The sequence below is a fragment of the Polaribacter filamentus genome, from assembly GCF_002943715.1.
In the GTDB taxonomy this organism is placed as follows: Bacteria; Bacteroidota; Bacteroidia; order Flavobacteriales; family Flavobacteriaceae; genus Polaribacter; species Polaribacter filamentus.
In genome coordinates this window covers 1,994,943-2,011,993 of record NZ_MQUA01000013.1, presented here as the reverse complement: position 1 = coordinate 2,011,993, position 17,051 = coordinate 1,994,943, and the positions used below count along the sequence as shown (strand labels likewise).

The following is a 17,051-nucleotide window of genomic DNA, read 5'->3' as shown; positions in this document are numbered from 1 at the left end:
GCTTAATAAATTTGAAGAATATTGCTATTGATGGCAATATTCTTACCAGAGATTTTCGAATGCTTCGGGCGAAAACCTAACTCCAACAGAATATGCAACATATTAAATAAATAGTTCTGTAGTCTTTATTGTTTATAATTTCAGTATGATACTTGATTTAATTAAATATTAAGCAGTATTTAATTTGCTATTAATTATCAGAAATAGATTTGTATCAAATATGAAATGAAACCTGATTAGTACAAGTAATACATCTGTTTTTTTCTTATGTCGATAATTTTAAAAAAGACATCATAAAACCAATCAAATAGAAATGTTAAATAACCAAATTCAAAATTTTTAAAACAATTATTAACCTATTCGTTTATTGCATTTAGCTTCTATGCCTGTAACAAAACAGAGCAAAACACACCCTCAATGCTTTCATTTGTTGATCCCATGATTGGAACAGCTGGTGATGGCCATACCTTTCCCGGAGCAACCACACCTTTTGGAATGGTACAATTAAGTCCGTCAAACGACAATAGAGGTAGAAACTGGTGTTCCGGATATCACTACACAGATTCTATTATAAAAGGTTTTGCGCATAACCATATTAGTGGGGCTGGTTTAGGCGCTTTTGGCGATTTTTTAATCATGCCCACTTCGGGAAAATTAATTCTAAATCCAGGTAAAGGAGAGTCTCCTGATAAAAGTTATCGTTCCAGATTTTCTCATAACACCGAAAAGGCGAGCCCGGGATATTATAGCGTTGTTTTAGATGATTATAATGTTAAAGCAGAATTAACAGCATCTCCACGTGTTGGATTTCATCGTTATACTTTTAATAATTCAGGAGAAAACCATATAATAATTGACCCAGTTCATAATATTCGAGAAGGCGTGACAAACACGCAAGTTGAGTTTTTATCAAATACAGCCATGAGAGGTTCAAAAAAATCTCACGGCGCAGCAGGTCCAAGAACGGTTTATTTTTATGCTGAATTTTCAAAACCGTTTGAACAAAAAGGGGTAGTTGTTGATAATGAAACCATAGAAAAAGAATTTAAGGCCAACCATAAAAAAACGTGTGCTTTTGTAACTTATAACCTAAATGCAGGAGATCAAATTGAAATCAAATTGGCGTTATCTTATGTGAGTTTTGAAGGCGCAAAAAAGAACTTTGAAGCAGAAGCAACAAATAAAAATTTTGATACTGCTTTAGCTGAAGCCAAGGAAGTTTGGCTATCTAAACTTTCAAAATTTGACTTAACAGCTAACGAAACTCAAAAAAGAATTTTTTACACAGCGGTTTACCATTCGTTTATTGGGCCTAATTTAATTTCTGATGTGGATGGTAATTATATTGTGGAACAAAAACATTTGAATTCAGACTTTCCTCAATATAGCAATTATTCAACATGGGATACCTACCGTGCAACGCATCCGTTATTTACCCTTGTTGAAAATAAAAAGAATGCTGACTTTGTAAATTCTCTCGCTTCAAGATATACAGATGCCAAAGTAAGCTTACCTATTTGGGAATGTGGTGGATACGATAATTTTTGTATGATTGGGCGCTCTCCAATTGCCGTTATGGGGGAAGCTATTTTAAAAAACATTGAGGGAATCAACATCGATAATGCCTATGCTGCAATGTATGATGCTGCCTTTACTAAAGTAGGAAGTAGCCCTAATTATGGACGAAATAATGGCATGGATAGTTACTTAGAAAGAAGTTATATCACTGCCGATGTAGGAAGTTCTGTGTCTAAAACAACAGAATATAACTATCACGATTATGTTTTAGCTCAAGTTGCTAAAAAGCTTGGTAAAACGGAAGATTATAAGCTGTTTTCTAAACGGTCTAAAGGTTATAGAAACCTATGGAATGACGAAAAGAAATATTTATGGCCAAAAAAAGCCGATGGCGAGTGGATTGAAATGCGCATGGATATTTGGGACGAATTAAAATTTAATTACATCTCTGGAAATATTTGGGCCTATTCAACTTATGTTCCGCATGATACTGATTATCTGATTGAATTGGTTGGCGGAGAAGAGGCTTTTGTAAATTGGTTGGATAATATATATTCAGATAATACAACTATTGATGGACACCAACATGTAGATATATCGGGCTTTATTGGGAAATTGGGTCATGGCGACGAGCCCGGTCATCATACGGCTTATATGTATACTTTGGCAGGTGCGCCGGATCGCACACAGGAAATTGTTAGAGAAATTTGTACTACCATGTATTCCGACAAACCAGACGGAATGATTAATAATGAAGATTTAGGGCAAATGTCATCATGGTATATTTTTTCATCACTAGGGTTTTACCCTGTTAGTCCTGCAGATAGTGAATACGTTATTGGCTCTCCTTTGCATGAAAAAGTTTCGGTGAAATTAGACAGTGGTAAAACGTTGGTTGTAAAAACAGTAAATAATTCATTGGAGAACAAATATGTTAAATCTGCAGTGTTTAACGGAAAAGAATTAGAAAACTTAATAATTACGCATGATATGATTATGGGTGGCGGGGAATTGTTAATTGAAATGAGTGCATCTCCAAAAAAAAGAAAGCTCTAATTATACTTTAGAGTGAGAACTATAACATCTTAAATAGCCCTAAAATAAGCAATTAAGGGTCGTTTTATTAAATAGAGAAGATGGTAAAACATTTTTCATATATGCTGATTGACTCAAGAGGTTTTTAGTCAGTTTGTTACTACATTAACCCAGCAAGTTAGGAATAACACAATGGAGTCATATACTAAATGTCTTATTTAGAGAGAAATAGTAAGAGGGCTGTGGATAGCGTTTGATGGTTATTGATTATTCAATTGGCATTAATAAAAAAATAGAATCATTACATAAATTAAAAAATAAATGTCAAAAGTATTTAAACTAAAAGGAAAAATTCAAAATTATGCTTGGGGAGGAAGCCAATTTATCCCTAATTTATTGAGGCAGGCTCCAAGTAACGAAAAGTGCGCTGAATATTGGCTTGGAGCGCATGAAAACGCACCTTCTGTGGTGGCAACTGAGAATGGAGATCAAAATTTGAATACGTTCCTGAATTCGGATTTAAAAACAAAGTTAGGAGCTGGTATAGCAGAGAAATTTGGACGTTTACCATTTTTATTTAAAGTTTTAGATGTGAATGATATGTTGTCTATTCAGGTACATCCTACCAAAGTTGAAGCCGAAAAAGGCTTTAAAAAAGAAAACGACTTGGGTATTCCGCTTACTGCGCCAAACAGAAATTATAAAGACGATAACCATAAACCAGAAATTATGGTTGCACTTAGTGAGTTTTGGCTACTGCACGGATTTTTGCCAAAAGATAAACTCACGCAAGTACTTGAAAATACACTAGAGTTTCGTCCGTTGCTTCCTGTATTTCAATCCGAAGGCTATTTTGGATTGTATAAAAAAGTCATGGAGCAAACACAAGAGGAAACCAATACTATGCTTCAGCCTCTAATAGTCCCGATTTTTTCAGCTTTTAAAGCTGGGAAATTAAGTAAGTCCAGTCCTGATTATTGGGCTGCAAAAGCTGTAGATACTGCGGATAAAGCAGCCGTTTTAGATAAAGGGATTTATTCCATCTATTTTTTCAATATTGTTAAAGCGAACAAAGGTGAAGCTGTTTTTCAAGATGCGGGCATTCCACATGCTTATTTAGAGGGACAAAACATGGAATTGATGGCAAATTCAGATAACGTGTTACGTGGCGGTCTGACCCCTAAATATGTAGATGTAGCAGAACTGCTTAAACATGTTGTTTTTGAAGAAACGGTTCCAAATATTATGCATGGAGAACTGCAAAATGATGGTATGGAACGCATTTATAAAAGTCCAGCTCCAGATTTTGAATTGAGCCAGATTGTTTTAACTTCATCAAAAATATATAAATCTAAATCTGAAACAGCTCAAATTCTTATAGTAATTGAAGGACAGGTTAAGATTGAGGAAGGTGATATGTGGTTAGATCTCCAAAAAGGGGATTCAGCCATTTTAACTGCAGATAGTTCTTATAAAATGTCATCGTCTAAAAATGCTATTTTGTACAAGGCTACGGCGCCTCAAATCTGAATCAATAAATCGTAAAATTTTAAGAACTTTTATCAGTATTTATAATTTTCAATCTCAATTTTTTTCAGTGTGGTGTTTGTCTTTTTTATAAAGGCATTACGTTATTGGAAATAAAGACTACCTGAGGCATGTTTTTTTTCAAAATTATCCGCGAAATAGTGGTATTAATTCTTAATTAAGAGAATATTATTTATTAATTAAGAATAGCCTTTTACATTTGGTTTAATAACAATGAAGTACGCTAATAAGCATATAATTAATTTAAAGTAAGCAATGAAAGTAAATTTAAAACATTTTAAAATTAATGGAGTATTTGCCGTAGCAATGCTACTAGTTATGTCAAGTTGTGGTCAGACGAAAAAGTACGATGCACCTTGGGTCAGTTTATTTGATGGAGAAACCTTAAACGGTTGGTCTAAAATTGGAGGGAATGCTTCCTATGAAGTTAAGGATGCTACGATTGTAGGAACATCAACTTTAAATACAGCCAATACATTTTTACAATCAGATAAACTTTATGGCGATTTTATTTTGGAGTTAGACTATAAAGTAGATCCAAAATTAAATTCAGGGATTCAAATAAGAAGCAATAGCGTTCCAGAATATAAAAATGGGCGCGTACATGGTTATCAAATAGAAATTGATCCCTCTGAAAGAGCATGGAGTGGGGGTATTTATGATGAGGCCAGAAGAGGTTGGTTGTATGACCTAAAAGAAAACCCTCAAGCGCAAAAGGCATTCAAACAAAATGATTGGAATCATTATCGAATAGAAGCCATTGGAGATACTTTAAAAACGTGGATTAATGGTGTTCCAGCAGCGCATTTAGTAGATGATATGACGGCTACTGGTTTTATTGGTTTGCAAGTTCATAATATCCAAAGTAAAGATAAAGAAGGAACACAGGTCAGCTGGAAAAACATAAAAATCATTACGGATAATGCTGTAAAATATTCAAAAACGAGTGTTTTAGAACCAAAATATACAGCCAATAACCTTTCAAGCCATGATGAGAAGGATGGATGGAAAATGCTTTGGGACGGTAAAACCACCGACGGATGGAGAGGTGCTAAGCTCGATAAATTTCCAGAAAGCGGATGGAAGATTGAAAATGGAGTATTATCTGTATTAGCTTCTGGTGGCCAGGAATCAACAAATGGTGGCGATATTGTGACTACAGAAAAGTATAGCGATTTTGAACTAAAAGTAGATTTTAAAATTACAGAAGGCGCAAATAGTGGTATTAAATATTATGTAGATACTGAAATTAATAAAGGGGCAGGGTCATCAATAGGTTTGGAATATCAAATTTTAGATGATGCGAGACATCCAGATGCTAAACTAGGAAATCATGAAGGCAGTAGAACTGTAGCTTCGTTATACGATTTAATTCAAGCAGATACCACCAAAGTGGTCAACCCAATAGGCGAATGGAACCATGCGTATATTATTTTAAAAAACAACCATGTGGAGCATTGGCTAAATGGTAAAATGGTCTTGGAGTATGAGCGTAAGAGCCCTGAATATCTTAAACTGGTATCTGAAAGTAAATATAATAAATGGCCAAATTTTGGAGCAGCAGATCAAGGGCGGATTTTACTTCAGGACCATGGTGATAGAGTGTTCTTTAGAAACATAAAAATACGTCCTCTAAAATAAATATGAAAAACAAAACAATTACATAAAGATGGGTACAGATAGAAGAGATTTTTTAAAAAAAGCAGCTATGGGAGCTGTAGGGGTAGCTTTAGGAAGCAAAGTAAATGCAATGACTGCAAAGAGTTATTCTAATATTATTGGGGCAAATGAGCGTATCAATGTTGCCATTCAAGGTTTAGGAAGAAGGTATGGAGCTTACAAAGGGCCTATTACAAACAAAAACAACAATATCAAATTGCTTTATTTATGTGATGTCATGAAAAGTCAGCGTGATGAAGCGGCTGCAAATTTTGGTAAAAGTTTAGACTATAAAGTAGCCTTAGAAAATGATATACGCAAAGTATTGGAAGATAAAAATGTGGATGCTGTTTTTATGGCTACGCCAGACCATTGGCACACCCCTGGAGCTATCATGGCAATGCAAGCAGGGAAACATGTATATCTGGAAAAACCATGTAGCCATAATATGCACGAAAATGAACTGGTGGTAGCTGCCCAAAAAAAATATGGCAAAGTAGTTCAAATGGGTAACCAACAAAGATCTTCAACTGAATCTAATGCCATTATCCAGGATATACACGACGGAGTTATTGGCAAAGCTTATAGAGCCACGGCTTTTTATATCAATCAAAGAGGCAAGGTGCCACTACAAACAAAAGCACCACCACCAGCAGGATTGGATTGGGATTTATTTCAAGGACCAGCCCCAAGAAGGGATTATACAGATAACACATGGAACTACAATTGGCACTGGTACGGTTGGGATTATGGAACAGCCGAAATGGGCAACAATGCAACCCATGAATTGGATATAGCGCGTTGGGCCTTGGGTGTTGAATTCCCAGAGCATGTTAATGTTAGAGCAGGAAAGAACCAATATCTTGATGATGGATGGGAAATGTATGATTCTATGGAAGCACGTTTTAAGTTTCCTGGCGAAAAAATTATTGAGTGGGACGGACAAAGTAGAAATGGCTACGACAAATACGGTAAAGGTAGAGGGACGATAGTTTATGCTTCTGAAGGGTCTGCGTTTATAGACAGAGAAGGATTTGAGATATTCGACCTTAAAGGAAAATCCATACGAAGCAGTAAATCTGCTGGTACAGAAGGCGGTATTGCTTTAGGTGGTGGTGGTGATATGACTACCAGACATGCCGAGAATTTCTTTGGGGCCATTCGTGGTAAAGAAACCTTAACCGCTCCTATTTCGCAAGGTGCGGTAAGCCAAGCGATGACGCATTACGCCAATATTGCTTCGAGAATTGATAAACCTTTTGATGTTGATGCAACTACAGGTCGCATTTTCGATCGTGAAGCTATGAAATTATGGTCTCGTACTTACGAATCAGGTTGGGAGCCAAAATTGTAACTTTAGTTTATGAAAAGAAGAGAATTTATTGCAAAAGGCGGTTTAGTGTCAGCAGGAGCTTTGGTAGGAACATCAGCAATTTATGGTATGGCCAATAGTTTCAGTGTAAATAACAGGGTGAATATAGGTGTTATTGGAACTGGAGATAGAGGAAGTGGATTGATACCGTTGTTGAATCAAATTGATGGTGTTCAAGTTGCTGCTTGTTGCGATGTATTGCCTTTTAGATTGGAAGAAGGCTTAGCAAAGACAGAAAATAAAGCTAAGGGTTATTCTGATTATAAGAAAATGTTGGATAATAAGGATGTTGATGCCATTATTGTATCAACTCCTTTTTATACCCATTCAAAAATTGCTATGGATGCCTTGGATGCAGGGAAACATGTGTATTGTGAAAAGACTATGGCTAAAGGATACCAAGGTATTAATGATTTGGTTAAAAAAGTAAGCACATCTTCAACGGTTTTTCAAACAGGGCATCAATATCATAATTCAAAACTCTATGCACATGTTGTCAATCTAATAAAACAGGGTGAAATAGGTAAGGTGGCTTTATTTGAATGTCAATGGAATAGACATGGTAATTGGAGACGTCCTTTACCAGATTCTGATTTAGAGCGCGCCATCAATTGGCGGATGTACAGGGAATATTCTGGAGGTTTAGTGGCCGAATTGTGTTCTCATCAAATTGATTTTATACATTGGGTTTTGGGTGAGAACCCTAAAAAAATAATGGGTACTGGAGGTATCGATTATTGGAAGGATGGTAGGGATACTTATGATAATATCCATTTAATATATGAATATCCAAGTGGCGTTAAAGCGACTTTTGGTTGTCTTACATCCAATGCGTTTGAAAACTATCAAATAAAAGTACAGGGGGACAAGGGAACCATCCTATTGGGCTCTAAAGAAGCATGGATTTATTATGAAAAAGGATTAGAAAAAGAATATGGCGATGTGGATGGGGTATCTGGAGCAACAATGAATGCGAAGGGAAGTAAAGGTATTCTAATCGATGTGCCTCATCAAAACCCAAGTAAATTGGCTTTAATTGATTTCAAAGAAAATATTATTAATCATAAACTACCTATTTCCAACGTCCATACAGGAGCAAATACGGCTATAGCTGTGCAATTATCTTTAGATGCTATTTACAATGAAAAAATCATGCATTGGAACCAGCATCAAACAAAAATGGTGCGTTAATTAAATTATTTTAAATTAAAACAAATGCAATTAAATTTTTATAGACCTATAAACCCAGGATTGTTATTGCTTGCAATGGTTGTTATTTCGTTTTCTGCCATAGCGCAAAAAAAGAAAAACCTATTATTTATATTAACAGACCAACAACAATACAAAGCCTTGAGTATTGCAGGGAATTCAGTGGTAGAAACGCCCAATTTAGATAAGTTAGCTAAAAGCGGAGCTTATTTCAAAAATGCTTATACGCCTATGGCAGTTTGCGGTCCAGCAAGATCTGCCATCCTTACAGGAATGACTGTAGAAAGCACGGGGGTAAATACAAACGCAAAAACGTATTTTTATAATGAAACTCCAGTAATGACCACGCCTACGTTTGATGAAATTTTAACCGAGAACGGTTACCATTGTGAGTATTATGGTAAATGGCATGTTATGTCCAACCATTCCGAGGTCTATAAAAATCCAAAGAAGCAATCCGAGAACGGCAAATCTATTTTTCAACATGGTGGACAAAATCATGTGTATATGGATTATCTCAATGAAAATTTTCCTCAAAGAGGTTTAAAAGAAGGAGAGTTTTATGACACATTTGTGAAAAGGCCTTACAAGCCAGATCCTATAGATTCCTATTACGGGAAGACTTATGAGGTGGTTCAAAAAGATGATAAAAAAAGGAGGTCGCAGCCAAATTTACACGGAGAGTTGAAAGTTCCTGCAAAACACACCATTACAGCGTACCAAGCCAAAGAAACTATTGCGGCCATTGAACGATTAAGGGACACTACTTTCAGTATTACCTTGTCCATTCACATGCCACATGCACCTATGACACCTTCTAAGCCTTATTATAGTATGTACCCTGTTGAAGATATGATACCGCCTTTTAGTATTCATGATGATATGGAAAATTCTCCATATAAAACAGCCAATGGTAGAATGGGACTACCTGAATATTCTGATCCTGAAAAAATAAAATATATGATTTCCAATTACTACGGTATCATCAAAGAGATAGACGATTGGATTGGTAAGATTTTAAAAACTTTGGATGACAATAATTTAACAGATGATACCTTAATTATTTTTACTAGCGATCATGGCGAAATGCTGGGCGCTCATGGGTTACGAGAGAAAAACGTATTTTATGAAGAGTCTTCCCATATCCCATTAATGATACATTTTCCGAAAGAAATTAAGAAGAACACGGTTGTTGATGGTTATGTTTCAAATGTTGATTTGTTTTCAACCATTTTGGATTATTTGGATATTGAAAAACAATACCCTTCAGACGGCAAAAGCCTTAGAGGATTAATAGAGGGCACGGATAAAGAACACGGTAAATACGTGGTCACAGAATGGGATTACAGAGGGCCTGTGGCACCAAATTATATGGTTATAAAAGATGGCTGGAAATTAATGATCCCCTATACAAAAGAATCTACCGTAATAAATGCTATGTATAATTTAAATGACGATCCACACGAAATGCATAATCTTTTAGGAAGCAACCCTAGTAAGTCTAAATACAAAGAAAAAGCCGAAGAGTTAAGAGCTTGTTTATTGGAGTGGTTGAAAAAAAATCACTCAACGCGTTACGATGGTGTAAAAGAAAGACAACTAATCTAGCAGTATATAAAATTTAAATAAATGAGAAAAATTATAACACTTCTTTTTGTGGTTTGCATACAATGGATTTATGCTTCAGACATGAAAAGTATTCAGGAATTTGGTGTAAAGCCAGAAAACAGTGCAGCTTTAAATAAAATAAATTTACAAAAGGCTATAGATTGGGCTTCATCTATTGGGGCAGCACTTTGGGTAGAACCCTCAGATGAACCGTATCATATAGAAGGAGGGATTATTTTAAAAGACAATGTATCACTAATTGGGGTACATGGCCCTACGCCCCGAGGAACCATTCACCAAAATAAAAAACAACCAGTAGGAAGTGTTTTCAAAATAACCGATCGTAAAAACGTATTTATTACTGTAAAGTCTTCAACACAAATAAAAGGCATTCAATTTTGGTACGCTGATCAAACCTTAAACGATCCTTCAGCAATTATTGTATACCCGCCAACTATTCAAGTATCCAAAACCAGTTTTACACAAGGTGTGTATATGTCTTGTTTATCATTTTATGGAGAATATGTAGCTTTTGATTTTAATGCAAGTAGAGAATTTCCTTGTGAGTTAATGACCTTTGAACATTGTTATGGCTTTCCTTTAAGCGGAGAGTTTATAAGGATGAATTATGTTTATGATGTGCCACGTATTTTACATTGCCATGTAAACCCAGCGTCGCAACGATTTATTGGAGGACAGATAAAACGAAATGTGGTTGATGCAGTTATCGCTAAAAAAACCTTTGCCTATGCCATCAATAATACAGATAATGCTCAAATTATAGACCTATTTACTTTTGGTACTTATGGAGGCATTTTTTTAGGAGAAGAGTCCTATGGGCAGTTAACCAATTTTAATTTCGATTGCGTAGCAGTAGGTATTTTAAAGCAAGGCAGTAATTCTAAAAATAGAAATTGGCAAATCACTCAAGGTTCTATTATTGCTAATACAGGTGAAAAAGTAGAGAATATTCACCCAATAATCATAGAAGGTCAGGGGCATACCTCACTAACAAACGTAGAAGCGTTCTCTGGAGGGAATAGTGCTTTAACACCAGTAAAAGAACAAATGTCTTGGGACTATTTATTAGTAAGAGGAAACAAGAAGTTATCGGTTTCTGTTTTTGGAGCACGAATGAGAAACTATATGAGCGATTCTCCTGTTACCATAAAAAATGAAAATGCCATATTACAGTTTTCAGCTTGTATCGATAAGAATGAAAACTTTTACAATACAATAATTGATTAAAATATACAGTATGAGACTCCCCTTTTTTTTTTTTTTAGGATTCATTATACAATCTTGTGAAAATAAACCTGAAAAACATACTGTGTCCAGTAAGAAAACCGCTTTAGTAGATTATGTGAACCCTTTAATGGGTACTGATTCCAAATTTAGTTTATCAAACGGAAATACATATCCAGCCATTGCAACGCCTTGGGGTATGAATTTCTGGACACCCATGACCTCCAAAATGGGCGATGGATGGACCTACAAATACAGTGAAAATAAAATACGAGGTATCAAGCAAACTCATCAACCCAGTCCGTGGATTAATGATTATGCTGCTTTTTCGTTAATGGCAGTTACAGGTGATTTAAAATTCCAAGAAGACGAGCGGGAATCTTGGTTTTCTCATAAAGCAGAAACCGTAAAACCTTATCATTATAAAGTCTATTTGGCCGATCATGATGTGATTGCTGAAGTTGCTCCTACAGAACGCGCTGCACATTTTAAGTTTACATTCCCCGATTCTGAGTCGTCTTATATTATGTTAGATGCATTTTTTAAAGGGTCTATGGTGAAAATTATTCCAGAGGAACGAAAAATAGTTGGCTACTGTAGAAACAATAGTGGAGGTGTACCTGATAATTTTCATAACTATTTTGTAGTTCAATTTGATAAGGATTTTGAGTTGACCCATACTTGGACAGATGATTGGAAACTTCAAGAAAATAGTTTGAACAGTGAAGGCGAACATGTTGGTGCCATTATCGGTTTCAAAACCAAAAGAGGCGAAGTGGTTCATGCTAAAGTGGCGTCTTCATTTATCAGTCTAGAGCAGGCATTATTAAATTTGTCTAGAGAAATTGGAAACGATTCATTTGAAATCACGAAAGATAAAGCTAAAGAAGCCTGGGAAACTGAGTTAAATAGAATTAATGTACAAGATAGTAATACAGATAACCTAAAAACGTTTTATTCTTGTTTATATCGCGTGTTGTTATTTCCAAGGAAATTCTATGAGTTTGATGCCAATAATGACGTGGTTCATTACAGTCCGTATAATGGTGAAGTATTACCAGGCTATATGTTTACCGATAATGGTTTTTGGGATACGTTTAGAGCTGTGTTCCCATTCTTTAATATGATGTATCCTGAACTTAATGGTAAAATTATGGAAGGATTGGCTAATACTTATAAAGAGTCGGGTTGGTTACCAGAGTGGGCAAGTCCAGGACACCGTAATTGTATGGTAGGTTCTAATTCGGCTCCAATAATTGTTGATGCCTTTTTAAAGGGTAATATCAAAGATGAAGCAGTGGTCAATAGATTATTTGAAGCTATGCTTAAAAATGCCGATGTTAATGAGGGCAGACCGCACCCATCTGTTGGACGAGAGGGTATAGATTATTATAACAAACTTGGTTATGTGCCGTATAACGTTGGAATAAAAGAAAATACCGCACGAACCCTAGAATATGCTTATGCCGATTTTACTATTGCAAAAATGGCAGAGAAATTAGGTAAGCACGAAAAGGCTAAACGGTTTTATAAACAATCTTACAATTATAAGAACGTATTTGATTCAGAAACCAAGTTAATGCGAGGTAAAAACGAAGATGGTACGTTTCAAGCACCTTTTAATCCATTAAAATGGGGCGATGCTTTTACTGAAGGTAATAGCTTGCATTATACCTGGTCTGTGTTTCATGATATACAAGGTTTGATTGATTTGATGGGAGGTAAAGACGCTTTTGTAAATCAGTTAGACACCGTATTTACTATGCCTCCAGATTTTGATGCTTCGTATTATGGACAAACCATTCACGAAATTAGAGAAATGCAAATTGTAAATATGGGTAATTATGCCCATGGCAATCAGCCCATTCAGCATATGATTTATCTATATAATTATGCAGGTGTGCCTTATAAAACGCAAAAGCGAATTAGAGAAGTTCTTACTACCTTATACGCTGCCACTCCAGATGGTTATTGCGGTGATGAAGATAATGGACAAACATCGGCTTGGTATGTGTTTAGTGCTTTAGGGTTTTACCCAGTCACCCCAGGGGTTGATGAATATGTTATAGGAAGCCCCTTATTTGATAAGGCTATCTTGACTTTAGAAAACGGTAATGTGTTTTCTATTACTGCAAAAAACAATTCAAAAGATAATTTTTATATCGAATCTACTACTTTAAATGGTAAGACATACAGTAACAATTTTATCACATTTGAAGCTATTCAAAACGGCGGGGAATTCAATTTTGAATTAACAGATACACCAAGTAAAGGTTGGGGTAGTAAACCAGATAATACACCTTACTCTTATAGTACAGAGAAAGCTTATAAGCATTAAAAACGGCAATAAAATTTAATCCAATCATCATAAAAATTCTGAGGTGGATACCAAAAACTTGAAAAGACCAAATAAAATATAAACGCTTAATTAACATTTTCCAATTCAATAACAAAAATGATTTCAAAGTTAATTTATTATAAAACAGCTAAGGTCTTTTTACTCATACCTTTCTTTTTCCTTTTTTCTATTTCTATATGTTTTGGGCAATTGACTACATCTGAAAAGCCAAGTACATATATTGATCCAGCTTCTGTGGATTTGACAATTCCAACCATATTTGCGATACCCTATTCGCATCTCGACGATCAGTGGAGATGGTCTTATCCGCAAGTGGCTCGTGATTTTATAAAAAGCACGTTGGATGACAATTTCGCATACTTTGAAGAGTATCCTAATTTTAATTTTAACTGGACGGGTGCATTTCGATATGCCATGATGAAGGAATATTATCCTGAAAAATATAAAGAGCTTAAGACATGGATTGCTAAAGGGCGGTGGCACCCAGCTGGTAGTTCATGGACCGAAAATGTTGTAAATGTACCCTCCACAGAGTCTGTAATTCGTCAGATTCTTCTGGGGTCACAATTTTTTAAAAATGAATTTGGAACAGAAAGCCGTGAGTATATGCTTCCAGATTGTTTTGGTTTCGCTTACTCATTACCATCGGTGTTGAGTCATTGTGGAATTAATGGGTTTTCAACGCAAAAACTAACTTGGGAATCTGCTAATGGTATTCCGTTTAATATTGGTAAATGGATTGGCCCTGATGGAAATTCGGTGATTGCAGCACTAAATGCTGGTAATTATGCAGGTGCTCATAAAAATGTTTACAGTAATGATGAAGGAACTATTAAACGTTTAAAAGAAAATAAAGAAAGATCAGGGCTTCCTATTGATTATTTTTATTTTGGTGGTGGAGATAAAAACAATGCGGATCGTGGGGGAGCACCTCGTAGAGTCAATCTGGAAACTATTGAAAAGTCTATTGCAACAGAAGGACCAGTAAGACTTATTGTAGCGCAACCAGACCTGATGTTTAATGCGATTACGGAAGAGCAATCTGCAAAATTCCCAACATGGAATAAAGATTTATTGCTTGTTAAACATTCAACGGGGGTGTTAACTTCTCAAGCCTATCAGAAAAAAATTAATCGTGATGCTGAAATATTAGCGGATGCTAGTGAAAAAGCTGCCGTTACTGCGCATTTATTGGAAGGGGCGGATTATCCTTATGAAGCTCTTAATTCTGCATGGGGGCTATTTCTTAGTAATCAGTTTCATGATATTCTTCCAGGAACTTGTATTCCAGAAGCGCATTCTTATGGATGGAATGACGGTATTGTAGCTATCAACAAGTTTGATGGTGTTTACAAAGATGCTATTGGCACGTTAGCGCAAACGCTGAATACAGATGTACCAGGAGTACCTGTATTAGTTTATAATCAGCTATCAATTCCTCGTAAAGATAACGTAGAAGCTTTTATCCCTGAAGCCTTAATTAATGCAAGGTCAATAGCTGTATTTAATGCTAAAGGAAAAGAAGTACCTTCACAAATCACTGAAGGTTTTGATGGTAAGAAACGTATTTTATTCCAAGCGGAACTTCCTGCAATAGGTGGCGCTATATTCTCTATACGTGAGGGGAAAACAAAAATAAAAACGACTGAATTAACGGTTCGTGATAATTATTTGGAAAATAATGATTTTAAAGTAATCATTGATGGTAATGGTGATATTTCAAGTGTTTTTGATAAAAGTATTAACAAAGAATTACTTAAAAAACCAATGCAATTAGAGTTCGGTGAAGATTTTCCAGATAGCAAGCCCGCATGGCGTATTTATTATAAAGATATCATTAAACCCGCTAGGAGTCTAGCGTCTAACCCTGTTTCAGTTAAGATTATTGAGAATGGACCAGTTCGTGCTGCTATTGAAGTGGTTAGAGAGAACGAAGGGACTAAAATTGTACAACGTATAAGACTTTCGTCTGGAGACGATGGCGGGCGTGTAGAAATAGCTAATAAAGTAGATTGGCAAACACGTGGTGCTTTTTTAAAGGCTGCATTTCATTTCACAGCTGAAGCTCCAGAAGCGACATATAACTTAGATCTTGGAGTTATTAAACGTGAAAACCGCAGAAAAAAGCAATATGAAGTACCAACACATTCTTGGATTGACTTAACCGATAAATCTGGTGAATTTGGTGCATCTATACTAACGGGTGCAAAATACGGTAGTGATAAAGTGGATGATAATACCATTCGATTAACATTGATTCATAGTCCAGATACTAGAGATAGCCAACAAGAAGTTCAAGATGATGGTACCATGAGTGAACAGAGATGGCAAGATTGGGGGCGTCATGAGTTTAATTATGGTGTTACAGGACATAAAGGCGATTGGACTACTGAGAAAATACACAAGAATGCGATGCGTTTCGAACAACGCCCTTCAGCTTTTGTTGTGCCAAAGCATAAAGGAAGGGGAAGTTCATTGTCGTTATTAAACATCAATACAGATCAAGTAAATATTCAAGCAGTAAAAATGGCTGAAGATGGATCTGGTGTTGTGGTAAGATTACAAGAATTATATGGTAAAGCTATTTCTAATGTTAGCTTTTCTGCTGTTAAATCAATTACATCTGCTGAGAAGATTGATGGAGCAGAACGTCCGTTGGATATTAAAGTCCCTACAAAAAAAGGTAAGCTAAGTCTAAACTTTAAGCCTTTTGAGATAAAAACATTATTATTAAAAATTCCAGCAGCAACAGCCAAATCTGTATTAACTACGCCTGTTGTTTTGAAATACGACACGGATATTTTTAGTTACAATGACAATCCTGAAGATGGATATGAGGAGGAAGGTTTGGGAGTACACAGACCTAGATCTGAAGCGTATCGTGGTAGTCTTGATGGTAAGGGAGGAACATATCCTGCTGAAATGATTGGTGATAAAGTGCAAGTGGGTAACCTGTCTTTCGATATGGGACCTAAAACAACAGCGGCGTATAATGCTGTAGAATGTATTGGTCAAACTATCGATTTACCTTCTGGTACTCGCGTACTACATCTTTTGGCAGCGGCCGATGTTGAACAAGGTGTCGTTTTTAAAGCGGGTGACAAAGATATTCCGCTAACAGTAGGAGGTTGGTCTGGTTATTTAGGACAATGGGATACCCGTGAATTTGAAGGGGAAGTTGCAGAACTTTCCTATTCTTTGCGAAATCCACTAAAAACGATTCATCCCGCGTATTACAGAAATCACCGCGTTGCATGGTCGGCAACACATCATCATATACCTACTGGAGATAAAATGTATGGTTATAGCTATCTGTTTGCTTACAGATTAGAGATTCCTGAAGGCGCAACTAGTATAACCCTTCCAAATTCAAGATTTGTGCGAATTGCAGCAATGAGTGTTGGTGATGAAGGATATGCAAAACCTTTGCAATCACCTTTTGAGGATTTATATCGTGATAAAGAATTCAAAGACAAATTTGAACACACCAATTATTAA

Annotated in this window: 8 protein-coding genes and 1 pseudogene; all 9 read left to right on the top strand. The window is 35.9% G+C overall.

The window, feature by feature from the left end; genetic code table 11:
* Positions 1-342: 342 nt before the first annotated feature.
* Positions 343-2,574, top strand: a pseudogene (locus tag BST83_RS11380) (GH92 family glycosyl hydrolase); the annotation flags it as partial.
* 300 nt (positions 2,575-2,874) lie between these two features.
* Positions 2,875-4,083 carry a mannose-6-phosphate isomerase, class I gene (gene manA / locus BST83_RS11375; RefSeq protein WP_104809894.1) on the top strand — a complete coding sequence of 403 codons (1,209 nt, stop codon included), beginning with the start codon at positions 2,875-2,877 and terminating at the stop codon, positions 4,081-4,083.
* Between the two features lie 273 nt (positions 4,084-4,356).
* Positions 4,357-5,742 (top strand): 3-keto-disaccharide hydrolase, encoded by a 1,386-nt coding sequence (locus tag BST83_RS11370; RefSeq protein ID WP_104809893.1) that lies wholly within the window; start codon positions 4,357-4,359, stop codon positions 5,740-5,742.
* A gap of 28 nt (positions 5,743-5,770) precedes the next feature.
* Positions 5,771-7,114 (top strand): Gfo/Idh/MocA family oxidoreductase, encoded by a 1,344-nt coding sequence (locus tag BST83_RS11365; RefSeq protein ID WP_104809892.1) that lies wholly within the window; start codon positions 5,771-5,773, stop codon positions 7,112-7,114.
* A 9-nt stretch (positions 7,115-7,123) separates the two neighbouring features.
* Entirely contained in the window at positions 7,124-8,323 is a 1,200-nt protein-coding gene (locus BST83_RS11360) for a Gfo/Idh/MocA family protein (RefSeq protein ID WP_104809891.1), read from the top strand.
* 24 nt (positions 8,324-8,347) lie between these two features.
* Complete coding sequence (locus tag BST83_RS11355; protein ID WP_104809890.1) at positions 8,348-9,949, top strand: sulfatase-like hydrolase/transferase; 1,602 nt, start codon at positions 8,348-8,350, stop codon at positions 9,947-9,949.
* A 21-nt stretch (positions 9,950-9,970) separates the two neighbouring features.
* Positions 9,971-11,197, top strand: coding sequence for a hypothetical protein (locus tag BST83_RS11350; protein WP_146092154.1), 1,227 nt, complete (start codon positions 9,971-9,973; stop codon positions 11,195-11,197).
* Positions 11,198-11,207: 10 nt separating this feature from the next.
* Positions 11,208-13,532, top strand: a complete 2,325-nt coding sequence (locus BST83_RS11345; RefSeq protein WP_104809888.1) for a GH92 family glycosyl hydrolase — start codon at positions 11,208-11,210, stop codon at positions 13,530-13,532.
* 117 nt (positions 13,533-13,649) lie between these two features.
* Positions 13,650-17,051: an alpha-mannosidase gene (locus BST83_RS11340; RefSeq protein WP_104809887.1), complete on the top strand. Its 3,402-nt coding sequence runs from the start codon at positions 13,650-13,652 to the stop codon at positions 17,049-17,051.

What these genes read in the sequence shown, in the direction of transcription:
- manA (WP_104809894.1), top strand. Translation starts at nt 2,875, where the DNA reads ATGTCAAAAGTATTTAAACTAAAAGGAAAAATTCAAAATTATGCTTGG.
- BST83_RS11370 (WP_104809893.1), top strand. Translation starts at nt 4,357, where the DNA reads ATGAAAGTAAATTTAAAACATTTTAAAATTAATGGAGTATTTGCCGTA.
- BST83_RS11365 (WP_104809892.1), top strand. Translation starts at nt 5,771, where the DNA reads ATGGGTACAGATAGAAGAGATTTTTTAAAAAAAGCAGCTATGGGAGCT.
- BST83_RS11360 (WP_104809891.1), top strand. Translation starts at nt 7,124, where the DNA reads ATGAAAAGAAGAGAATTTATTGCAAAAGGCGGTTTAGTGTCAGCAGGA.
- BST83_RS11355 (WP_104809890.1), top strand. Translation starts at nt 8,348, where the DNA reads ATGCAATTAAATTTTTATAGACCTATAAACCCAGGATTGTTATTGCTT.
- BST83_RS11350 (WP_146092154.1), top strand. Translation starts at nt 9,971, where the DNA reads ATGAGAAAAATTATAACACTTCTTTTTGTGGTTTGCATACAATGGATT.
- BST83_RS11345 (WP_104809888.1), top strand. Translation starts at nt 11,208, where the DNA reads ATGAGACTCCCCTTTTTTTTTTTTTTAGGATTCATTATACAATCTTGT.
- BST83_RS11340 (WP_104809887.1), top strand. Translation starts at nt 13,650, where the DNA reads ATGATTTCAAAGTTAATTTATTATAAAACAGCTAAGGTCTTTTTACTC.